Source organism: Mycobacterium sp. E1386 (genome assembly GCF_001672745.1).
In the GTDB taxonomy this organism is placed as follows: domain Bacteria; phylum Actinomycetota; class Actinomycetes; order Mycobacteriales; family Mycobacteriaceae; genus Mycobacterium.
On the sequence record NZ_LZKH01000227.1, the window covers coordinates 1 to 21,726 of the forward strand.

The window sequence follows — 21,726 nt, forward strand, 5'->3', positions numbered from 1 at the left end:
TCGTCATTATCACCCGGATCAAACCGGGCGGGGGTTAGCCTGGCTGACCCGGCCGAGCGGGCAGTTTGGCCGCGGCCTCCTCGTCGAGCAGCCACAGCGTGGTTTCCTGCCCGATCGCCCCGGCGGCCGGCACCGAGACCGGCGGGGCGCCGCCGACGGCCGCGGCCACCGCGTCGGCCTTGGATGCGCCGGACACCATCAGCCAGACCTCGCGTGAACGCTGGATCGCGGGCAGCGTCAGAGTGATTCGTTGGGGAGGCGGCTTGGGGGAGTCCTCCACCGGGACCACCATGCGGCTCGTTTCCAGCACGGCGGGGGTGTCGGGGAACAGCGAGTTGATATGGCCCTCCGGCCCCATGCCCAACAGATGCACGTCGAAATTCGGCACGGGCTGGCCGGGTTCGGCGTTGGCCGCCAGCAGTTGCTCGTAGGCCAGCGCGGCGGCGGCGAGGTCGGTGCCGAATTCGCCGTCGCTGGCCGGCATCGTGTGCACGTGGCTGGACGGAATGTCGATCCGGTCCAGCAACGCCTCCCTGGCCTGCTTGTCGTTGCGCTCGTCGTCGTCCTCGGGGACGTAGCGCTCGTCGCCCCAGAACAGGTGCACCTTGGGCCAGGCGATCTCGTGCCCGGCCAGCGACTTGAGCAACCCGATGCCGTTGCCACCGCCGGTCAGGACGATGAGCGCTCGGTTCCGGGCGGCCACGGCGTTGCGGATGTTATCGGCCAGTCGGTTCGCCGCGGCCTCGACCAGCGCCTGAGCTTCCGGAAAAACTTCGATGATGGTGCTCACACGTACTGCACTTTCTCAATGCCCTCTAGCGCTAATTGATAAATCTCATCGGGATCCAGCCGCCGCAGGTCTTCGGCGAGGCATTCGCCGGTTTCCCTGCGGGCCAAGGGAAGCAGGGCCTCCGGCTTGGCGGTGCGACTCAGGGTCGCCGTTCTGCCCTCTTGGGGCCGGCTCAGGACGATGGTCTCGCTCTTGCGTACGAGTTCCACCTTGAGCTCGCCGACCGCCCGGCGCACCGGCCCGTCGATGCAGCTGGCCAGCCAGCCCGCCAGGATGTCAAGCGCCGGTTCGGTTTTCAATCCGGACACCAGGGCCGACTCGATCGGTTCGTGGGGCGCCAGGTCGACCGCGGACGTCAACAGTGCCCGCCAGTAGGTGATGCGAGCCCAGGCCAGATCCGTGTCGCCGGCCGTGTAACCGGGCAGTCGACCCTTGATGGCCGACAACGGATCGGTTCCATTGGTGGCATCGGTGATGCGCCGAATCGCCAACTTGCCCAACGGGTCCTGCGCCGGAACCGCCGGCGCGACGTCGGGCCACCATGCCACCACGGGGATGTCGGGGAGCAGGAACGGGGTGACCACGCTGGCGGGGTGCCCGGCAAGCGCCCCGGACAGATTCAGGATCACCACCTCGGTGGCCCCGGTGTCTCCGCCCGCGCGTAGCTGCGCGTCCAGGCGCGGCTCGTCGGCATACGGGTCGCCCCGCATCGTGACGATGATCCGGCTGGGGTGCTCGTGGCTGGCGTTGTTGGCCGCCTCCAGCGACTCCTCCAAAATGGCGTCGCTGTCGGGCGCGATGATCAGCGTCAGCACCCGGCCCATCGTCACGGCGCCGACCTTCTCCCGCAGTTCCTCGAGTTTTTTGTTGACCGCGGTGGTGGTGGTGTCCGGCATGTCGATGATCATCAGGGCCGCCGCCATTCCCGGCCGGTCCGGCGCAGCATCTCGAACGCGGAATCCGGACCCCAGGTGCCCGCCTCGTACGGCTCGGGCTTGCCGTCGGCCGCCCAATTATCGAGGACGGGATCCAATATCTGCCAAGCCAATTCGACCTCTTCGTTGACCGGAAACAGGGACGGTTCGCCCAGCAGCACGTCGAGGATCAGCTGTTCGTAGGCTTCCGGTGACTCCTCGGCGAACGCCGAGCCGTAGGAGAAGTCCATGTTGACATCGCGGACCTCCATCGCGGTTCCCGGCACCTTGGAGCCGAACCGCAGCGTGATGCCCTCGTCTGGCTGCACCCGGATGACCATGGCGTTGGTGCCCAGTTCGTCGGTCATGGTGGCGTCGAACGGCAGGTGCGGCGCGCGTTTGAAGACGAGCGCGATCTCGGTCACCCTGCGGCCCAGGCGTTTTCCGGTGCGCAGATAGAACGGCACACCGGCCCAGCGGCGGGTGTCGACCTCCAGCGTGATGGCGGCGAACGTCTCGGTGGTGGAGTCCTTGGCGAACCCTTCCTCGTCGAGCAGCCCGACGACCTTCTCGCCGCCCTGCCAGCCGCCGGCGTACTGGCCGCGGCTGGTGGTCTCGTCGAGCGGTTCGGCCAGCTGGGTCGCCGAGAGCACCTTGATCTTCTCGGTCTGCAACGCCGCGGGATTGAAGCTGACCGGCTCTTCCATCGCGGTGAGCGCCAGCAGCTGCATCAGGTGGTTCTGGATGACATCGCGGGCGGCGCCGATACCGTCGTAATAACCGGCGCGCCCGCCCAATCCGATGTCCTCGGCCATGGTGATCTGCACGTGATCGACGTAGTGCGCGTTCCAGATCGGGTCGAACAACTGATTGGCGAACCGCAGCGCCAGGATGTTGCGGACCGTCTCCTTGCCCAGGTAGTGGTCGATGCGGAACACCGCCTCCTCGGGGAAGACGGCATTGACCGCATGGTTGAGCGCCTGCGCGCTCTCCAGGTCGTGCCCGAACGGCTTCTCGATGACCACCCGGCTCCATCGATCGCCCTGCGGGCGGGCCAGCCCGGACTTGTGCAGCTGTTCGCACACCACCGGGAAGGACTTCGGCGGGATGGCCAGGTAGAACGCGTGGTTGCCGCCGGTGCCGCGCTCGGCGTCCAGTTTGTCCAGGGTTTCGGCCAGCCGGGCGAACGACGTGTCGTCATCGAAAGACCCTGGCACGAAACGGAATCCCTCGGCCAGCCGCTCCCAGTTCTCCTCCCGGAACGGCGTCCGGCAGTGATCCTTGACGGCCTGATAGACCACCTTGCGAAAATCCTGGGTTTCCCAGTCCCGACGGGCGAAGCCCACCAGGGAGAAGCTCGGCGGCAGCAGCCCGCGGTTGGCCAGGTCGTAGATGGCCGGCATCACCTTCTTGCGGGCGAGGTCGCCGGTGACACCGAAAATGACCATGCCGCATGGGCCGGCGATCCTCGGCAGCCGCTTGTCGCGCTTGTCCCGTAACGGGTTATGCCATTGTGCAGCGTTACGAGCCGGGCTCATTTCGAGGCGGAATCCAGCTGTTTCTGCGTCTCCTCCAGCAGCTCGGTCCACGAGTCCACGAACTTCTCCACGCCCTCGTTCTCCAGCACCTGGAAGACGTCGGTCAAGTCGATCCCGATCGAGCTCAGCTTGTCGAACACCTCCTGGGCGCCCGAAGCGGTGCCGGTGACGGTGTCACCCTTGATCTCGCCGTGCTCGGCGACCGCGTCAATCGTCTTCTCCGGCATGGTGTTCACCGTGTTCGGAGCGACCAGCTCCGTGACGTAGAGGGTGTCGGAGTAGTCGGGGTTCTTGACCCCGGTGGACGCCCACAGCGGGCGCTGCACTCGGGCGCCGTCGCCCTTGAGCGCCTCGTAGCGATCGCCGCCCTCGAACACCTCCTGGTAGGCGGCGTAGGCCAGCCGGGCATTCGCCACCCCGGCCTGACCGCGCAACGCCAGCGCCTCCTCGGAACCGATCTTCTCCAGCCGCTTGTCGACCTCGGTGTCCACCCGGGAGACGAAAAACGATGCGACGGAATGGATCTTGGACAGGTCGTGTCCCGCCTCGCGCGCCTTCTCCAGGCCGGCCAGGTAGGCGTCCATCACCTGGCGGTGCCGCTCCACCGAGAAGATGAGCGTGACGTTGACCGAAATCCCTTCCGCCAGGACGGCCGTGATAGCCGGGATGCCGGCCTTGGTCGCAGGGATCTTGATGTACGCGTTCGGCCGGTCGACGATCTTCCACAGCTCGACGGCCTGCGCCGTGGTCTTGTCGGTCTCGGCCGCCAGGCGCGGGTCCACCTCGATGGATACCCGGCCGTCGACGCCGTCGGAAGCTTCCCACTGCGGCCGCAGCACGTCGCACGCGTTGCGGACATCGTCGGTGGTGACGGTGCGGACAGTGGCGTCGACGTCGGCGCCCCGCTCGGCGAGCTCGGCGATCTGATCGTTGTAGGTGTCGCCCTCAGCGAACGCCTTCTGGAAGATCGACGGGTTCGTGGTCACCCCCACAACGCTTTTCGTGTCGATCAGCTCCTGCAGATTGCCCGACTGCAGCCGCTGGCGCGACAGGTCATCAAGCCAAACGGAAACGCCCGCGGCGGACAGCGCCGCGAGGTTTGGGTTCTGAGTCATGTGAATCACCCTTTCTCAGTTATCCACGACTTGTTCCGCAGCGGCCGCGACGGCGTCTGCGGTGAAACCGAATTCACGGAACAAAGTTTCGTAGTCGGCGGATTCGCCGTAGTGCTCGATCGACACGATCTTGCCGGTGTCGCCGACGAGCTTGTGCCAGGGCTGCGCGACGCCCGCCTCGACGGCCACCCGGGCCGACACCGACGGGGGCAGCACGCTGTCGCGGTAGTCCTCGGGCTGGGATTCGAACCACTCCACGCACGGCATGGACACCACCCGCGCGACAATGTCCTTGTCCGCCAACAGCTTCTGGGCCTCAACCGCAAGCTGAACCTCTGAGCCGGTGGCGATCAAGACGACGTCCGGCTCGTCGCCGCCGGGATCACCGAGGATGTAGCCGCCCTTCGCCACGCCCTCGACGTTGGTGCCTTCGAGGATCGGCACGCCCTGGCGGGTCAGGATCAGCCCGACCGGGCCGCTGCCGTTGCCGCGGGCGAGGATTGTGCGCCAGGCGTACGCCGTCTCGTTGGCGTCGGCGGGCCGCACCACCGACAGCTTGGGGATGGCGCGCAGCGCCGCGAGGTGCTCGATCGGCTGGTGTGTCGGTCCGTCCTCGCCGAGCCCGATCGAGTCGTGCGTCCACACGTAGATGGTGTCGATGTCCATCAGCGCGGCCAGCCGCACCGCCGGGCGCATGTAGTCGGAGAACTGCAGGAACGTGCCGCCGTAAGCCCTGGTCGGGCCGTGCAGCACGATGCCGGACAAGATGGCGCCCATCGCGTGCTCGCGCACACCGAAGTGCAGCGTGCGGCCGTACCAGTCCGCCGTGTAGTCCTTGGTCGAAATCGACGGCGGACCAAAGGATTTGACGTTGTCCATGGTGGTGTTGTTGCTGCCCGCCAGGTCGGCCGAGCCGCCCCACAACTCCGGAAGCTTCGGACCCACGGCATTGAGCACCTTGCCGGACGCCGCACGGGTCGCCAGCGCCTTGTCGCCGGGTTCCCAGCGCGGGATGTCGGCTTCCCAGCCGTCGGGCAATTCCTCGGCGGTCAACCGGTCCAGCAGTGCCTTGCGGTCGGGTTCGCGCTCCGCCCACGCGTCGAAGTCCGCCTGCCACTTCTCGTGTGCTTCCTTGCCCCGGTCCACCAGCTTGCGGGTGTGGGCGATGACCTCGTCGCGCACCTCGAACTTCTTCTCGGGATCGAAGCCCAAAATCTCCTTGACGGCCGCGACTTCCTCGTCGCCCAGCGCCGCGCCGTGCGCCTTGCCGGTGTTCATCAACTTCGGCGCCGGGAAGCCGATGATGGTGCGCAACTCGATGAACGACGGCCGGTCGGTGACGGCCCTGGCGTTGGCGATGGCCTCCTCGATGCCGACGACGTTCTCGCCGCCTTCGACCCTTTGCACGTGCCAGCCGTAGGCCTCGTAGCGCGCGGCGGTGTCCTCGCACAGCGCGATGTTGGTGTCGTCCTCGATCGAGATCTGGTTGTGGTCGTAGAACACGATGAGGTTGCCCAGCTGCTGGACCGCGGCCAGCGACGAGGCTTCCGAGGTGACGCCCTCCTCGATGTCACCGTCGGAGGCGATCACGTAGATGAAGTGGTCGAACGGGCTGGTGCCCTCGGCGGCGTCGGGGTCGAACAACCCGCGCTCATAGCGCGCGGCCATGGCCATGCCCACCGCCGAGGCGAGGCCCTGGCCGAGCGGACCGGTGGTGATCTCAACGCCCTTGGTGTGCCGGAACTCCGGGTGCCCGGGCGTCTTGGAACCCCATGTGCGCAACGACTCGATGTCGGACAGCTCCAGGCCGAACCCACCCAGGTACAGCTGGATGTACAGCGTCAGGCTGCTGTGCCCGCAGGACAACACGAACCGGTCGCGACCCAGCCAATAGGTGTCGCTGGGATCGTGTTTCATCGTGCGCTGGAACAGGGTGTACGCCAGCGGGGCCAGGCTCATCGCCGTTCCGGGATGTCCGTTGCCAACCTTCTGGACCGCGTCGGCGGCCAGCACCCGAACGGTGTCGACGGCAGCCGAGTCGAGCTCGGACCAGTCGTCGGGGAGATGCGGTTGGGTCAGCGTCGAGATCTCTTCGAGTGTGGTCACAGACTCAGTCCTTGGGGTCATCAAGCTGATCAATCCCACCCTAGTGCGGGAGGGCCGGCTCTTGCAGTGCAGGTTTTGGGTACCCGCAGCCGGCCCGTGTGAAAATTACGCGGTGGCCGTCGACCCGTAACATTCAGTTCGGAAATCTGGGAGAAGTCTGGGTGAATGGACCCTGCGGGCGGGCCATCGGCGGCCCGCGGTCTACCATCGTGTGTAGTAGATGCTGCGCGCTGCTGCGACCCCAAGGAGTGATTGCGTGAGCGTTCGCGGGCGCGTCGCCCCGAGTCGAGGGGCACCGAGCCGAATACAGGGCACGGTGCTGGCGTATCTGGCACTGACCAAGCCGCGGGTGATCGAGCTGCTGCTCGTCACCACCATTCCGGCCATGCTGCTTGCCCACCGCGGCACCGTGGATCCGCTGCTGATCCTCAACACGTTGGTCGGCGGGATGCTGGCCGCCGGGGGAGCCAACACCCTGAACTGCGTGGCCGACGCCGACATCGACAAGGTGATGAAGCGCACGGCGCGCCGGCCACTGGCCAGCGCCAGGGTCCCGCGCAGCCACGCGCTGGTGTTCGGATTGGCGCTGTCGGTGGCGTCGTTCTTTTGGCTGTGGTGGACGACGAACATGCTGTCGGCACACCTGGCCGGCGCCACCATCGCCTTCTATGTGCTGGTCTACACGCTGCTGCTCAAGCGGCGTACGTCGCAGAACGTCGTGTGGGGCGGCGCCGCCGGCTGCATGCCGGTGATGATCGGCTGGTCGGCCGTCACCGGCACCATCGGCTGGCCGGCGCTGGTGATGTTCGCGATCATCTTCTTCTGGACGCCGCCACACACCTGGGCGCTGGCGATGCGTTACAAGGACGACTACAAAGCGGCCGGCGTCCCGATGCTGCCCGCCGTCGCGACCGAGCGTCAGGTCACCAAGCAGATCCTGATCTACACCTGGCTGACGGTCGCGGCGACACTGGCGCTGGCGCTGGCCACCGGCTGGCTCTACGCGGCGGTCGCCGTGGTCGCCGGGGTGTGGTTCCTGGCGATGGCCCACCAGCTCCACGCCGGGGTTCGCGCCGGCGAGCCCGTCAAGCCGCTGCGGTTGTTCCTGCAATCGAACAACTACCTCGCAGTGGTGTTCTGCGCGTTGGCGGTCGACTCGGTGATCGCGCTGCCGCATTTGTTCTGACGCGCCGCGTCGCGGCTGCGCTCTCAGGGCAGCAGCACGATGGAGCCGGCGGTCTTGCGGCCCTGCAGGTCCTGATGGGCGCGCGTGGCTTCCGCCAGCGGATAGCGCCCGCCGACCTCGACGGTGATGGCCCTGCCGGCGATCGCGTCGAACAATTCCTCGGCCCGCCAACTGAATTCCTGGCCGGTGCGGATGAAGTGCGCCAGCGACGGCCGGGTCAGGAACACCGAGCCGGCGGCGTTGAGGCGCTGCGGGTCGAACGGCGGAACGGGTCCGCTGGCCGCTCCGAACAGCGCCAGCGTTCCCCGCACCGCCAGGCTGGCGAGGCTGGCCTCGAACGTCGTGGCGCCCACGCCGTCGTACACGGCCTCGACGCCGGCGCCGTCGGTGAGCCCGCGAATCTGCCGGCCGAATTCGTCCGCGTCGTCGGGGTAGGACAGCACCTCGTCGGCACCGGCCCGCCGGGACAGCCGGGCCTTCTCAGGCGTGGAGACCGTGGTGATGACCCGGGCGCCCAGCAGATGGGCCCACTGCGTCAGGATCAATCCGACCCCGCCCGCGCCGGCGTGCACCAGGATGGTGTCGCCGGCCTGCACCGGATACACGGACTTGAGCAGGTAGTGCGCGGTCAAGCCTTTCAGCAGCACCGAGGCCGCCACGTCGGGACTCACGTCGTCCGGCACGTGTGCCGTCAAAGTCGCTGGGGCGGTGGCGTATTCGGCGTAACCGCCCGACGCCGACGCGCTGACCACCCGGTCACCGACGCGGAACCCGTCGACGCCGTCGCCCGCCGCGGCGACGGTGCCGCACAGTTCCGAACCGAGGATGAACGGCAGCTCACGCGGGTACTGGCCCGAGCGGAAGTAGGTGTCGATGTAGTTGACGCCGATCGCCTCGGCTTTGATCAGCACCTCGCCGGACCCCGGCATGGGTTGGGGCGCGTCGATGTAGCGCAGCACCTCGGGGCCGCCGGTTTCGCTGACTTCGATTGCGTGCATGTGCTTATCATGCCCGGGCATGAAACTCGCCCGTCCGGACATCTTCCATCCCCGCCTCGTGCTGGCGGGTCCTCCCGGGCGCGCCGGCGGCGACCCCGACGACGCTGGCCTGGTGCCCGCGTTGCGAACTCGTGGGCTGCACGCCCGCTGGCGGTCCTGGGACGACCCCGAGACCCTGCGCGCCGACCTGGTCATCCTGCGTGCGACCCCGGACGAACCGGACCGGCGCGACGAATTCCTAGCCTGGACGCGGCGGGCGCGCCACCTGCTCAACCCGCCCGACGCGGTCGTTTGGAACCTCGGTGAGCGGTATCTGCGCGACCTGGAGAACGACGGGGTACCAACGCTGGCGGGCGGGACGGCGGGGGCGGCGTTGATCTTCCTCGGCGGTGAGCAATCGCACGCCTGGCCGGACGAGCCGGAGTTCGAATCGTGGGATCTCGGCTACGCCGCGCTCGCGGCGGCCGCGGATCGCGCCGGAATCGCCGCGCGCGACCTGCTCTACGCGCGCGCCGACGTGGCCGGGGATCGGCTGGTGCGGCTCGACCTCGTCGCGCCGTCGCTGGGCTGGCGGCACCTGGACGCCGCCACCCGTGAGCGCGCCCAGCGCGAGTTCGCGCTGGCCGTGGAGTCAGCCTGCGAGCGGCTCGGGCTCGGCCCGCTCTCGCATCGACGCCCATAGCGCGGCGGTCGCGGCGGTGCACGCCGCGGCCCCGGCCACGTGCAGGGCGACCAGCGCGGCGGGCACTCCAGTGAAGTACTGGGCGGTGCCGACCGCGGCCTGCGCGCACACCAGGGCGAGCAGGACGATCAGCCGCCGCAGGATGGGCCGGGCGGCGCCCACCGCCAACAGCCCGAAGCCCAGCCCGACCAGCAGGGCGAGGTAGGCGATCAGCAGCGAGGAGTGGGCGTGGACCAGGGTGTCCACGGCGACCTTGAGCCGGGGGACGGTTCGGGTGGGGCTGCGGTCTCCCGCGTGCGGGCCGGCGGCCGTCACCAGCGTGCCGGTGACCAGCACCACGGCCAGGTCCAGGCCGATCAGCGCGGTCAGGGCGCGTAGCGGCCGGGCCACGCGCCGGTGCACCACTCCGTCGTCGGGCTCGCCGATCTTGACGTAGAGCAGCACCGACAGCCACACCATCGTCATCGAGGTGAGCAGGTGGATGGCCACCGTCCACCACAGCAGCCCGGTGCGCACGGTGATGCCGCCGATGACCGCCTGGACCACCGTCGACACCGGCATCAGCCACGCGTACACCAGCACTTCCCGGCGGCGGCGCGCCCGGGTCACGGCCAGCACGGCGAGCGCCGCGGCGACGACCACCGCGAAGGTGATCATCCGATTGCCGAACTCGACCGCCTGGTGGATGCGTGGCACCTCGGCGTGCGCGACCGGGACGAAGCTACCCGGAAAGCACTGCGGCCAGGTGGGACAACCGAGCCCCGACGCCGTGACCCGGACGATCGCGCCGGTGACGGCGATGCCGCCCTGGGTGAGGATGACGGCCACGGCGACGAGGCGCTGGACGCGCACGCTCGGGTTGGGGAGCAGGTCGACCAACCGCATCAGCGTGCGTCCCACGGGCATGGCCCGATGGTAGGCCAAGGAAAACTACGTCCTGTAGTAAGCCCTCGGGCCGCCCGTCAGGTGAACCGGAACCAGCGCAGCGCCGCCAGCGCCGCCACCGCGCCCCACACCGCCAGGACGACGACGCCGAACCAGTCCACCGACAGGACCATCGCCCGCGACAGGGCCTCGGTCAGCGCGCCCGACGGGGTGAGCCGGGCCGCCCACTTGACGCCGGTCGGGATCATCCCGGATTCCACCGTCAGCGCACCGAGGCCGGCGAAGACGAACCACAGCAGGTTGGCGACCGCGAGCACGATCTCGGCCCGCAGCGTCCCCCCCAGCAACAGCCCGAGGGCGGTGAAGCCCGCGGTGCCCAGAGCGATGACCGCCGCACCCAACGCCAACGCGGCGGGGGCGGGTCGCCAGCCCAGCGCAAACCCGATGGCGCCCAACAGGATTGCCTGCAGGAACACCACGGTGACCACAGCCAGCGACTTGCCGGCGATGATGCCCCAGACCGGCAGCGGGGTCGCCCCCAGCCGCTTGAGCGCGCCGTAGCGCCGGTCGAAGGCGACCGCGATGGCCTGCCCGGTGAAGGCGGTCGAGATGACCGCGAGGGCCATGATGGCCGGAACGAAGGTGGCGGCGCGGTTGTGCCCGAAGGAGCCAAACGGCAAGAGCGTCAACCCGACTAGCAGCGTGATCGGGATGAACATGGTCAGCAGCAGCTGCTCGCCGTTGCGCAGCAGCAGCTTGAGCTCGAGGCCGAACTGCGCGGCCAGCATCCGCGGCACGGTGCTGGGCCGCGGGTCGGGGGTGAAGGTCCCCGCGGGAAAGACGTTCGATTGGGTCTTGTCCAGATTCAAGGCCGCAACTTCCTGCCGGTGAGGTCGAGGAACACGTCCTCGAGGCTGCGCTGCTCGACGCGCATGTCGGTGGCCAGCACGTCGATCCGCGCGCACCACGCCGTCACGGTGGCCAGCACTTGAGGGTCGACCGGGCCCTCGACCAGATACTCGCCCGGCGTCACCTCGGATGCCTTGTACTCCTCGGGCAGGGCGGCGGTCAGCAGCGACAGGTCGAGCCGCGGCGGCGCGGTGAACCGCAGCTCGTCCTTCGCGCCGGCGCGCATCAGCTCGGTCGGCGTACCCGCGGCGACGGTCGCGCCGTGGTCGATGATGACCAGCCGATCGGCCAGCTCCTCGGCCTCCTTGAGTTGGTGGGTGGTCAGCAGCACCGTCACGCCGTCGCGGCGCAACGCGTCGATCAGTTCCCAAACCAGCAGCCGGGCGTGCGCGTCCATGCCCGCGGTCGGTTCGTCGAGGAAGACCAGTTCCGGGCGGCCGACCAGCGCGCACGCCAGCGCGAGCCGCTGCTGCTGCCCACCGGAGAGGCGTCGGTAGGTGGTGCGGGCGGCATCGGTGAGGCCCAGGGTGTCCAGCAGCCACGCCGGGTCCAGCGGGTCGGCGGCGTAGGAGGCGACCAGGTTGAGCATTTCCCCCGCGCGGGCGCTGGGATAGCCGCCGCCACCCTGCAACATCACCCCGATGCGGGTGCGCAGGCGGGCGTTGTCGGCGATCGGGTCCAGCCCGAGCACCTCGATGGTGCCGGCGTCCGGGCGCACGAAACCCTCGCACATTTCGACCGTCGTGGTCTTGCCGGCGCCGTTGGGGCCCAGCAGGGCGAGCACTTCGGCGGCGTGCACCTCGAGGTCGAGATCGGCGACGGCCGTGGTGGATCCGTAGTGCTTGCTCACCCCGCGCAGTCGCACGACTGTTTCAGGAACGTCCGAGCTCACGTGGAATCAGCGTAGGCGTCGGGCACCGCCGCCGGGCGAGGGGTCTGCGCGGTCGCGGGCGCCGCCGCCGTTTCGGCGGTTGCCTCTTGCGTCTCGGCGCTGTCGGCCGGGAGTCGCCGCCACGGCAGGCGGGTGTAGGTCACCGCGATGAGCACCGCCACGATCACGGTGCTGGCCAGGGTCGCGTCGACGATCTGGAACAACGCGAAGCGGTCGCCGTTGGCCGTCGGCCCGAAGATGCCGACGACCAGGGTGATGACGATGACCGCCACCCGGAAGCCGCTGCGGGTGGCCCAGGCGGCGAGCGGGATGATCGCCCAGAGCAGGTACCAGGGCTGCACGACGGGGAACAGCAGCACCGTGACGCCCAGCGCCACGCCCAGGCCGCCGATCGGATGCAACCGGCCCCGGAAGACGGCCACCAGCAGCCAGCCCACCATCACCGTGATGATCAGCACGCCGATGGCGCGCGTGAGCCCCAGCACCGCGGTGGTGTGGTCGCCCAGCCCCAGCAGGATGCCCACCTGCCCGGTGCCCAGGGCGAGCAGCGTCGGCGGCGACATCCAGCTGCGCACGACGTTGGCGGTGCCCAGCGTGTAGATCCAGCCGAATCCGAGGCCGCTGGCCCATCCGACGAGCGCCATCACCGCCAGCGACAATGCGCTCATCGCGCCGCCCGACAGCAGCAGCGCCCGCAGGTTGCCGCCGCAGCGGTACGCCAGCGCCATCGTGACGAATCCGAGCGCCAGCAGCGACGGCAGTTTCACCTGTGACGACAGCACGATCAGGACCGCGCCGGCCAGCAGCATGCCCAGCGGTTCCCAGTCGGGACCCGGCCGCCAGGAGGCCGGAAACAGCCGCGGCGAGTCGATTCCCCGCAGCGCGAACTCGGCGCCGGCCAGCATCAGGCCGAGCATCAGTGCCTCGTTGTGAACGCCGGCGACCAGATGCATGATCAGCAGCGGATTGGCCGCGCCCAGCCACAGCGCGCTGACCTCCGCGACGCCGCAGCGCCGGGCCAGCCGCGGGGTCGCCCAGACGATGAGTCCCACGCCGATCAGCTCGACGAGCCGGTGGCACAGCACCGCGGCGACGATGTTCTCCCCGGTGATGGCCGAGATGCCGCGCCCGATCCACAAAAACAGCGGGCCGTAGGGCGCCGGCGTCTCCCGCCACAGCGTGGGCACCGACAGCGTGAAGACGTGGGACAGCCCGAGCCCGGACGCCGGCCCCACCCGATACGGGTCGAGTCCCTCCAGCGAGATCTGGCTCTGGGCCAGGTACGAGTAGACGTCTTTGCTGTACATCGGCGGGGCGATCAGCAGCGGCAGCGTCCACAGCAGCAGGGTGCGGTCCAGGTCACCGCGCGACATCCGCCGGCTGCCCAACGCGAACCGCCCGAGCATCAGCCAGGCCAGCGCCATCATGACCGCGCCGGTGGTCGTCATCGTCAGGGACACGGTCTGGATCCGAGACGGCAGGTTGAGCAGCCGCACCCCGAAGGTCGGGTCCTGGACCACGGGCCGGGCGCCGGCGCCCAGCGCGCCGATGGCCATCAGGATGGTGCCGGTCGCGCCGAACAGGCGGGTGCGCTGCAGCGCGGTGAGCTCGGTAGCGTTCAGCGGCGTGCCCACCGCCTGCTCGTCGCCATGCAGGCTGGCGATCGACGAGCTCAGCACGTGGTGGCGGGCTGCCATCAGAGCAGCGTAGCCGCCGGGCTCGCCGGGCTCGCCTTGCAACCCGGCGGCGATCGCGAGCGCGGCGTAGCCGGGCGCGAAGCTGGGGGACGGGTCGCCGCGCGTCCCACCCAGTGTGACCAGCGCAACGCCCGCCCAGGGCACCCTTGGTAGACCGATCCCCGGAATTGCGTCACACTGGTGTTGTGAAAATCCGGACCGGCCTCGACGACGTTGCCGTGGGCGCGGCGGTGCCAGATGGGCACACCCGCCGCGCCATCGTGCGCCTGCTGGTGGAGTCCGGATCGATCACCGCCGGTGAGATCGGTGACCGACTCGGGCTGGCCGCTGCCGGCGTGCGCCGCCACCTCGACGCCCTGATCGAGGCGGGGGAGGCCGAGTCGGTGCCCGCCGCGTCCTGGCAGCAGGTGGGGCGCGGGCGTCCCGCCAAGCGGTTCCGGCTCACCGCGGGGGGCCGCGCCAAGCTCGAGCACGCGTACGACGATCTCGCGGCGGCTGCCATGCGGCAGCTGCGGGAGATCGGTGGCGAGGACGCCGTCCGCACGTTCGCCCGGCAACGGATCGACTCGATCCTGGCCGGAGTACCGTCGGCAGAGGGCGACGACGACGCCGAAGTCGAGGCGGCAGCCGAGCGGGTGGCCGGCGCGCTGACCGAGGCGGGTTACGTCGCCACCACGACGCGGGTCGGCGGCCCGATCCACGGCGTGCAGATCTGCCAGCACCACTGCCCGGTGTCACACGTCGCCGAGGAATTCCCGGAGCTGTGTGAAGCCGAGCAGCAGGCCATGGCCGAGGTGCTCGGGACCCACGTGCAGCGGTTGGCGACCATCGTCAACGGGAACTGCGCTTGCACCACCCACGTGCCACTTACCCCGGCGCCCAGCCCGCGTCGCGACACCACGAGCATCGAAGGAGCGTCGTTATGACCCTCACGCCAGAGGCCCAGAAGGCCTTTAAAGCGGGAGAAGCAGAGCCGTTGACCCAGGAGCAGACGATCGCCTCGCTGGGCCGCTACGGCTATGGCTGGGCCGATTCCGACACCGCCGGGGCCAGCGCCCAGCGCGGCCTGTCCGAGGCGGTGGTTCGCGACATCTCGGCGAAGAAGAACGAGCCCGAATGGATGCTGCAGACCCGGCTGAAGGCGCTGCGCATCTTCGATCGCAAGCCGATGCCGACGTGGGGCTCGAACCTCGCGGGCATCGACTTCGACAACATCAAGTACTTCGTGCGGTCCACCGAAAAGCAGGCCGCCAGTTGGGATGACCTGCCCGAGGACATCCGCAACACCTACGACCGGCTGGGCATCCCGGAGGCCGAGAAGCAGCGGCTGGTCGCCGGCGTGGCCGCCCAGTACGAGTCCGAGGTGGTGTACCACCAGATCCGCGAGGACCTGGAATCCCAAGGTGTCATCTTCCTCGACACCGACACCGGCCTGCGGGAACACCCCGAGCTCTTCCAGCAGTACTTCGGCACCGTGATCCCGGCCGGGGACAACAAGTTCTCCGCGCTGAACACCGCGGTGTGGAGCGGCGGATCCTTCATCTACGTTCCGCCGGGCGTGCACGTCGACATCCCGCTGCAGGCCTACTTCCGGATCAACACCGAGAACATGGGCCAGTTCGAGCGGACCCTGATCATCGTCGACGAAGACGCGTACGTGCATTACGTGGAGGGCTGCACCGCGCCCATCTACACGTCCGACTCGCTGCACTCGGCGGTGGTGGAGATCATCGTAAAGCCCGGTGGCCGTTGCCGTTACACCACGATTCAGAACTGGTCGAACAACGTCTACAACCTGGTCACCAAGCGGGCCCGGGCCGAGGCCGGCGCGACGATGGAGTGGGTCGACGGCAACATCGGGTCCAAGGTGACCATGAAGTATCCGGCCGTCTGGATGACCGGCGAGCACGCCAAGGGCGAGGTTCTCTCGGTCGCGTTCGCCGGGGAGGGTCAGCACCAGGACGCCGGCGCCAAGATGCTGCACCTGGCGCCCAACACGTCGAGCAACATCGTGTCGAAGTCGGTGGCCCGCGGCGGCGGCCGCACCTCTTACCGGGGCCTGGTGCAGGTGAACAAGGGCGCGCACGGATCGCGTTCCAGCGTGAAATGCGATGCGCTGCTGGTCGATACGATCAGCCGCAGTGACACCTACCCCTATGTCGACATCCGCGAGGATGACGTCACGATGGGCCACGAGGCCACCGTGTCCAAGGTCAGCGACAACCAGCTGTTCTACCTCATGAGCCGCGGGCTGACCGAGGACGAGGCGATGGCGATGGTGGTGCGCGGCTTCGTCGAGCCGATCGCCAAAGAGCTGCCCATGGAGTACGCCCTGGAGCTCAACCGGCTCATCGAGCTGCAGATGGAGGGCGCGGTCGGATGACCGCCACGACTGCTGCTGCCCTGAACAAGGGCGAGTTGTTCGCGTCCTTCGACGTGGACGCCTTCGAGGTGCCCAGCGGGCGCGACGAAATCTGGCGGTTCACCCCGCTGCGGCGGCTGCGCGGGCTGCACGACGGCTCGGCTCAGGCCACCGGTAAGGCGCAGATCAGCGTCGGCGAGCAACCGGGCGTGCAGGTCGAAACCGTCCGCCGCGGCGACGAGCGGCTGGGCCGTGCCGGTGTGCCCACCGATCGCGTTGCCGCGCAAGCGTTTTCGTCGTTCAACTCCGCGACGCTGGTAAGCGTCGGCCGCGACACCCAGGTCGCCGAGCCGGTCAACATCACGGTGACGGGGCCGGGCGCCGGCGCGGTGGCCTACGGACACCTGCAGATCAGCGTCGCCGAACTCGGCGAGGCGGTCGTGGTGATCGACCTCCGGGGGAGCGGAACCTACGCCGACAACGTCGAATTGATCGTCGGCGACGCCGCCCGGCTCACCGTGGTGTGGGTCGCCGACTGGGCCGACGACATGGTCCACCTGTCCGCGCACCACGCCAAGCTGGGCAAGGACGCGGTGCTGCGCCACGTCGCCGTCACCCTGGGCGGCGAGGTGGTGCGGATGTCGGCCAACGTACGCTACGCCGCCCCGGGCGGGGACGCCGAGCTGCTCGGCCTGTACTTCGCCGACGACGGGCAGCACCTTGAATCACGGCTGCTGGTCGACCACGCCCAGCCCAACTGCAAGTCGAACGTGCTGTACAAGGGTGCGCTGCAAGGGGATCCGTCCTCGCAGCTGCCCGACGCGCACACCGTGTGGATCGGTGACGTGCTGATCCGCGCCGACGCCACCGACACCGACACCTTCGAGGTGAACCGCAACCTGGTGCTCACCGACGGGGCGCGCGCCGACTCGGTGCCCAACCTGGAGATCGAGACCGGCGAGATCGTCGGGGCCGGGCACGCCAGTGCCACCGGACGTTTCGACGACGAGCAACTGTTCTACTTGCGGGCCCGCGGCATCCCCGAGGACCAGGCGCGCCGGCTGGTGGTGCGCGGCTTCTTCGGCGAGATCATCGCCAAGATCGCCGTGCCGGACATCCGCGAACGCCTGACCGCCGCCATCGAACACGAACTGGAAATCACGGAGAAGACAACAGCGTCATGACGACTTTGGAAATTAAAGACCTGCACGTCAGCGTCGAAGATCCCAACGCCCCCGAGGGCAGCCGCGAGATCGGAATCCTCAACGGCGTCAATCTGACCGTCAAATCCGGTGAGACGCATGCGGTGATGGGCCCCAACGGCTCGGGCAAGTCCACGTTGTCCTACGCCATCGCCGGCCACCCGAAGTATCGGGTGACGTCCGGGTCGATCACGCTGGACGGCCAGGACGTGCTGGACATGAGCGTCGACGGACGCGCCCGCGCCGGGCTGTTTTTGGCCATGCAGTACCCCGTCGAGGTGCCCGGCGTGTCGATGTCGAACTTCCTGCGCAGCGCCGCCACCGCCGTCCGCGGCGAGCCGCCGAAACTGCGGCATTGGGTCAAGGAGGTCAAGGCCGCGATGGCCGACCTCGACATCGACCCGGCGTTCGCCGAACGCAGTGTCAACGAAGGGTTTTCCGGCGGGGAGAAGAAGCGCCACGAAATCCTGCAGCTGGGTCTGCTCAAGCCCAAGATCGCCATCCTCGACGAGACCGATTCCGGGCTGGATGTGGACGCGCTGCGGGTGGTCAGCGAGGGCGTGAACCGTTACGCGGAGGCCGAGCACGGCGGCATCCTGTTGATCACCCACTACACCCGGATCCTGCGCTACATCCGCCCACAGTTCGTGCACGTGTTCGTCGGCGGGCGGATCGTCGAATCCGGCGGTCCCGAGCTGGCCGACGAGCTCGAGGAGAACGGCTACGTGCGCTTCACCGAAGCGGCGGCCGCGGGGGCGTAGGCACATGACCGCACTGGATGTCGACGCCATCCGCGCTGACTTTCCCATCCTGAAGCGCGTGATGCGCGGCGGGAAGCAGTTGGCGTACCTGGATTCCGGCGCGACGTCGCAGCGCCCGCTGCAGGTGCTCGACGCCGAACGTGAGTTCCTGATCACCTCCAACGGCGCGGTGCATCGTGGCGCGCACCAGCTGATGGAGGAGGCGACCGACGCCTACGAGCAGGGCCGCGCCGACGTCGCGGCGTTCGTCGGCGCCCATGCCGACGAGCTGGTCTTCACCCGCAACGCCACCGAGGCGCTCAACCTGGCGTCATACGTGCTGGGCGACAAGAGGTTCGACCGGGCAGTGGGTGAGGGCGACGTGATCGTCACCACCGAGCTGGAGCACCACGCGAACATCGTGCCCTGGCAGGAGCTGGCCCGTCGCAGCGGCGCCACGCTGCGCTGGTTCGGCGTGACCGACGACGGGCGCATCGATTTGGATTCGCTGGAGCTTGACGAGCGCGTGAAAGTCGTTGCCTTCAGCCATCATTCGAATGTGACCGGCGCGGTGGCGCCGGTGGCGGAACTGGTCAGCCGTTCTCACGCCGTCGGCGCCGTCACGGTGCTGGACGCCTGCCAGTCGGTGCCGCACGAGCCGGTCGACCTGCACGCGCTGGGCGTCGACTTCGCCGCGTTCTCCGGCCACAAGATGTTGGCCCCCAATGGGGTCGGTGCGCTCTACGCGCGGCGCGAGGTGTTGTCCGAACTGCCGCCCTTCCTCACCGGCGGGTCGATGATCGAGACGGTGACCATGGAGGCGTCGACCTACGCCCCGGCGCCGCAACGATTCGAGGCCGGCACGCCGATGACGTCTCAGATCGTCGGATTGGGCGCGGCCGCGCGTTATTTGGGTGCCATCGGCATGGACGCGGTGCGCGCGCACGAGCGCGAACTGGTCGCCGCGACGCTCAAGGGCCTCGCGGGCATCGAGGGTGTGCGGATCGTCGGGCCGACCGTCATGGAAAACCGCGGCTCGCCGGTCTCGTTCGTCGTCGACGGCGTGCACGCGCACGACGTCGGGCAGGTCCTCGACGACGACGGTGTAGCGGTGCGGGTGGGGCATCACTGCGCGATGCCGTTGCATCGCCGGTTCGGCGTGGCGGCCACCGCCCGGGCGTCCTTCGCCGTGTACAGCACCGCCGACGAGGTCGAGCGGCTGGTGGCCGGCGTGCGCCGGGCGCTGGAATTCTTCGGGAGAGACTGACCGTGCGCCTGGAGCAGATGTATCAGGACGTGATCCTCGATCACTACAAGCATCCGCAGCACCGGGGCCTGCGCGAGCCGTACGGCGCGCAGGTCTCCCACGTCAACCCGGTCTGTGGCGACGAGGTGACCCTGCGGGTCGCGCTGTCCGACGACGGTCGGCGCGTCGCGGACGTCTCCTATGACGGCCAGGGCTGTTCGATCAGCCAGGCGGCCACGTCGGTGCTTACCCAGCAGGTGATCGGTCAGAGCGTGCCCGAGGCGCTGAACACCGTCAGCGCGTTCACCGAGATGGTGTCCTCGCGCGGCACCGTCGAGGGCGACGAGGACGTCCTCGGCGATGGGATCGCGTTCGCCGGGGTGGCCAAATACCCGGCCCGGGTGAAATGCGCGCTGCTGGGGTGGATGGCGTTCAAAGACGCGTTGGCGCAGGCTTGCTCGGACACGGGCGCGGACTTCGAGGAGGAGAAAGATGAGCGAGACCGCCGCACCGGATGACGAATTCGTTGCCGACCTCGAGGAGGCGATGCGCGACGTCGTCGACCCCGAATTGGGCATCAACGTCGTCGATCTCGGCCTGGTCTACGGGCTCAACGTCGAAGAGGGCGACGACGGAACTGTCGCCCTGATCGATATGACGTTGACCTCGGCGGCCTGCCCGCTGACCGACGTCATCGAGGACCAGTCCCGCAGCGCGCTCGTCAGCAGCGGTCTGGTCGACGACCTGCGGATCAACTGGGTGTGGAACCCGCCGTGGGGCCCGGACAAGATCACCGAGGACGGGCGCGAACAATTGCGTGCCCTCGGCTTCACCGTCTAAATCGGCCGCGCCCGGCTTCGCCGCGCTTGCGATCACCGCGAGGCCCGAGGGCGGCGACCCGCTGCGCCCGGCTCCGCCGCGCTTGCGGTCACCGCGAGGCCCGAGGGCGGCGACCCGCTGCGCCCGGCTCCGCCGCGCTTGCGATCACCGCTAAAGGTGGAAGGGCAGGTGCGGCAGGTGCAGGTGGTGGTGCGGGCGCCCCATCGGCGGGCACTGTTCGAGGCTGATGGTCGTCGCCTGCAGCGCGCCGCCGTCGTTCGTCCCCTGAGCCCCCATACAGGTGCCGTTCGTGATCGCCTGGGTGTTGCTGATCGTCTGCTTCTTGTAGGACGTCGCGTCGTTAACGGTCACCGTGGTGGGGCCGCCGGGGCCAAGCCCATTGACGGCGATCGTGTTTCCCGACACCGACGCGACCGTGCCGTAGAAGCCTGCGGGCGGCGGGCACTTGCCATCGATGGCCGACGTGATCATGACGGTTTGCGCGGTGACGCCGGCGGCCGGTGAACTTTGCGGGGTGGCCCGCACGTTCACACAGCTACCCGGGGTGACATCGGGCAGCTTGGCCGGGGCCACCTGGAAGACGGGTGTCGCCGGGGCGAAGTCCACCGTCGCCGAGCCGCTGCGCCACCACCCCCGGCTCCCCCGCCCGTGGGCAAGGACTACGTCGAGGGCATGGTCCAGTCGGTGGCCGGCGACAAGATTCAGCTCAGGACGCGCAGCGCTCGGCGGCGGGCTGGGCGGGGCCGCTGTCGGCACCGACGGCTTGGCCGCATTGCCGGTATCGGTATGGCTCGAACGGCACATCGCGACGCTGAGGATGATGACCGCGACGACGGCGACGAGCGCGATCCGAGCCAGCCGCGGCTTGACCGTGACAGCCATCGGCACGCTCCGATCGTGATTACAACAGACTTGAGCAGGGGATACCCGTTCGAAGTCAGATATCACCTGACCGTAACCGAGATCACGGGTGAGGCACGACGCAATCGTAAATGGATCCGGTGATCAGCGCTTCCGATGAATTGATTCTTTGCTGAGACACCCGAAGCCCGAATGTGCTCAATGCGAACGCGCGCTGTCAGGTGGCGGCCACCGGACCACTCGGGCGAACGTCTTCCGACCACACCCATCACCCGGGTGAATGAGCGGTCGGGGTGATGACTATTCACCCCGGCGCGCGCCACGCTCACTGATGAGCAGACCGGGCGCACCGGGGCTGCGACGCAAGATCACAGGAGAGCCACGACGTGCCCATCGACTTTCACGCTCAAAGGATCGCGCCGATGCCCAACGGGGCCGGTGAAGATCCGCCGACGTCGGTCCCCTGCGTCCGCGCGGCGGGATTCGACCGTCGACTGATTGACCGGGCCGCGATCACGAGCTCGCCGGGTCAGATTCGACGAGATGAGTGTCCGCGCGGCACGGTCGATGGTGCACCCGCCAGCCGGCTGGTGCATAACCCGGTTGCCGTTGGACGCGGCATCGAGCATCTCGATTTCTGCCCCCAATGTCAGATCGCTTTCTTGGACAACGGGTTTCGGTGTAAGCAGCCGGCCGCGGCCTATATCGAATTCCACATGGTCGGACACTGCAAGCGTTTTGACTGTGACGAGGACGGCAATGC

Annotated in this window: 21 protein-coding genes; 9 read left to right on the top strand and 12 right to left on the bottom strand. The window is 68.6% G+C overall.

Annotation, left to right across the window (positions count from 1 at the left end; translation table 11 throughout):
• Positions 1-34 precede the first annotated feature (34 nt).
• The 5 genes from pgl to tkt are packed head-to-tail and all read right to left on the bottom strand — an operon-like array spanning position 35 to position 6,463.
• The gene (gene pgl, locus A5709_RS23285; protein ID WP_068122780.1) at positions 35-790 is read right to left on the bottom strand and encodes a 6-phosphogluconolactonase; all 756 of its coding nucleotides are present in this window, start codon (positions 788-790) and stop codon (positions 35-37) included.
• Positions 787-1,698: a glucose-6-phosphate dehydrogenase assembly protein OpcA gene (opcA, locus tag A5709_RS23290; RefSeq protein WP_067944615.1), complete on the bottom strand. Its 912-nt coding sequence runs from the start codon at positions 1,696-1,698 to the stop codon at positions 787-789. The genes pgl and opcA overlap by 4 nt, the downstream gene beginning before the upstream one ends.
• Positions 1,698-3,242 (bottom strand): glucose-6-phosphate dehydrogenase, encoded by a 1,545-nt coding sequence (gene zwf / locus A5709_RS23295; protein ID WP_067944586.1) that lies wholly within the window; start codon positions 3,240-3,242, stop codon positions 1,698-1,700. Before zwf ends, opcA begins: the two co-directional genes overlap by 1 nt.
• Positions 3,239-4,357 carry a transaldolase gene (gene tal, locus A5709_RS23300; RefSeq protein WP_067944585.1) on the bottom strand — a complete coding sequence of 373 codons (1,119 nt, stop codon included), beginning with the start codon at positions 4,355-4,357 and terminating at the stop codon, positions 3,239-3,241. Before tal ends, zwf begins: the two co-directional genes overlap by 4 nt.
• A 15-nt stretch (positions 4,358-4,372) precedes the next feature.
• Positions 4,373-6,463: a transketolase gene (gene tkt, locus A5709_RS23305; RefSeq protein ID WP_067944584.1), complete on the bottom strand. Its 2,091-nt coding sequence runs from the start codon at positions 6,461-6,463 to the stop codon at positions 4,373-4,375.
• Positions 6,464-6,719: 256 nt separating this feature from the next.
• On the opposite strand from tkt, the gene A5709_RS23310 reads away from it, so the two are divergent.
• Positions 6,720-7,649, top strand: a complete 930-nt coding sequence (locus A5709_RS23310; RefSeq protein WP_068122784.1) for a heme o synthase — start codon at positions 6,720-6,722, stop codon at positions 7,647-7,649.
• 23 nt (positions 7,650-7,672) lie between these two features.
• Here the strand turns inward: A5709_RS23310 and A5709_RS23315 are convergent, their stop codons facing one another.
• A complete protein-coding gene (locus tag A5709_RS23315) occupies positions 7,673-8,647 on the bottom strand; it encodes a quinone oxidoreductase (protein WP_068122789.1) in 975 nt (324 codons plus the stop codon).
• Between the two features lie 19 nt (positions 8,648-8,666).
• Here A5709_RS23315 and A5709_RS23320 point away from each other — a divergent pair, with 19 nt between their 5' ends.
• Complete coding sequence (locus A5709_RS23320; protein WP_068122792.1) at positions 8,667-9,329, top strand: hypothetical protein; 663 nt, start codon at positions 8,667-8,669, stop codon at positions 9,327-9,329.
• Here the strand turns inward: A5709_RS23320 and A5709_RS23325 are convergent.
• The 4 genes from A5709_RS23325 to mptB all read right to left on the bottom strand — a co-directional run bounded on the left by A5709_RS23325 (position 9,279) and on the right by mptB (position 13,712).
• Entirely contained in the window at positions 9,279-10,214 is a 936-nt protein-coding gene (locus A5709_RS23325) for a heme A synthase (protein WP_197520219.1), read from the bottom strand. The genes A5709_RS23320 and A5709_RS23325 overlap by 51 nt on opposite strands.
• A gap of 77 nt (positions 10,215-10,291) precedes the next feature.
• Positions 10,292-11,002 (bottom strand): ABC transporter permease, encoded by a 711-nt coding sequence (locus A5709_RS23330; RefSeq protein ID WP_231971926.1) that lies wholly within the window; start codon positions 11,000-11,002, stop codon positions 10,292-10,294.
• Between the two features lie 77 nt (positions 11,003-11,079).
• Positions 11,080-12,015 (bottom strand): ABC transporter ATP-binding protein, encoded by a 936-nt coding sequence (locus A5709_RS23335; protein WP_156673017.1) that lies wholly within the window; start codon positions 12,013-12,015, stop codon positions 11,080-11,082.
• Entirely contained in the window at positions 12,012-13,712 is a 1,701-nt protein-coding gene (gene mptB, locus A5709_RS23340; RefSeq protein ID WP_068122821.1) for a polyprenol phosphomannose-dependent alpha 1,6 mannosyltransferase MptB, read from the bottom strand. Before mptB ends, A5709_RS23335 begins: the two co-directional genes overlap by 4 nt.
• Positions 13,713-13,858: 146 nt before the next feature.
• Here mptB and A5709_RS23345 point away from each other — a divergent pair, with 146 nt between their 5' ends.
• From A5709_RS23345 to A5709_RS23375, 7 genes are read left to right on the top strand one after another with little or no spacing between them, the layout of a single operon-like run.
• Positions 13,859-14,638: a metalloregulator ArsR/SmtB family transcription factor gene (locus tag A5709_RS23345; protein ID WP_082974344.1), complete on the top strand. Its 780-nt coding sequence runs from the start codon at positions 13,859-13,861 to the stop codon at positions 14,636-14,638.
• Positions 14,635-16,095, top strand: a complete 1,461-nt coding sequence (gene sufB, locus A5709_RS23350) for a Fe-S cluster assembly protein SufB (RefSeq protein ID WP_068122800.1) — start codon at positions 14,635-14,637, stop codon at positions 16,093-16,095. The genes A5709_RS23345 and sufB overlap by 4 nt, the downstream gene beginning before the upstream one ends.
• Positions 16,092-17,258 carry a Fe-S cluster assembly protein SufD gene (gene sufD / locus A5709_RS23355; protein ID WP_068122803.1) on the top strand — a complete coding sequence of 389 codons (1,167 nt, stop codon included), beginning with the start codon at positions 16,092-16,094 and terminating at the stop codon, positions 17,256-17,258. Before sufB ends, sufD begins: the two co-directional genes overlap by 4 nt.
• Positions 17,255-18,037: a Fe-S cluster assembly ATPase SufC gene (gene sufC / locus A5709_RS23360; protein ID WP_068122806.1), complete on the top strand. Its 783-nt coding sequence runs from the start codon at positions 17,255-17,257 to the stop codon at positions 18,035-18,037. The genes sufD and sufC overlap by 4 nt, the downstream gene beginning before the upstream one ends.
• A 4-nt stretch (positions 18,038-18,041) precedes the next feature.
• Complete coding sequence (locus tag A5709_RS23365; protein WP_068122809.1) at positions 18,042-19,283, top strand: cysteine desulfurase; 1,242 nt, start codon at positions 18,042-18,044, stop codon at positions 19,281-19,283.
• The gene (sufU, locus tag A5709_RS23370) at positions 19,280-19,780 is read left to right on the top strand and encodes a Fe-S cluster assembly sulfur transfer protein SufU (RefSeq protein ID WP_082974345.1); all 501 of its coding nucleotides are present in this window, start codon (positions 19,280-19,282) and stop codon (positions 19,778-19,780) included. The genes A5709_RS23365 and sufU overlap by 4 nt, the downstream gene beginning before the upstream one ends.
• Positions 19,755-20,102, top strand: a complete 348-nt coding sequence (locus A5709_RS23375; protein WP_068122815.1) for a metal-sulfur cluster assembly factor — start codon at positions 19,755-19,757, stop codon at positions 20,100-20,102. The genes sufU and A5709_RS23375 overlap by 26 nt, the downstream gene beginning before the upstream one ends.
• Before the next feature lie 150 nt (positions 20,103-20,252).
• On the opposite strand, the gene A5709_RS28550 is transcribed toward A5709_RS23375, so the two are convergent.
• Positions 20,253-20,984 (bottom strand): hypothetical protein, encoded by a 732-nt coding sequence (locus A5709_RS28550; protein WP_068122818.1) that lies wholly within the window; start codon positions 20,982-20,984, stop codon positions 20,253-20,255.
• Positions 20,985-21,331: 347 nt separating this feature from the next.
• On the bottom strand, positions 21,332-21,726 hold a 395-nt coding region (locus A5709_RS28235), incomplete at its 5' end, for a hypothetical protein (RefSeq protein ID WP_231987049.1).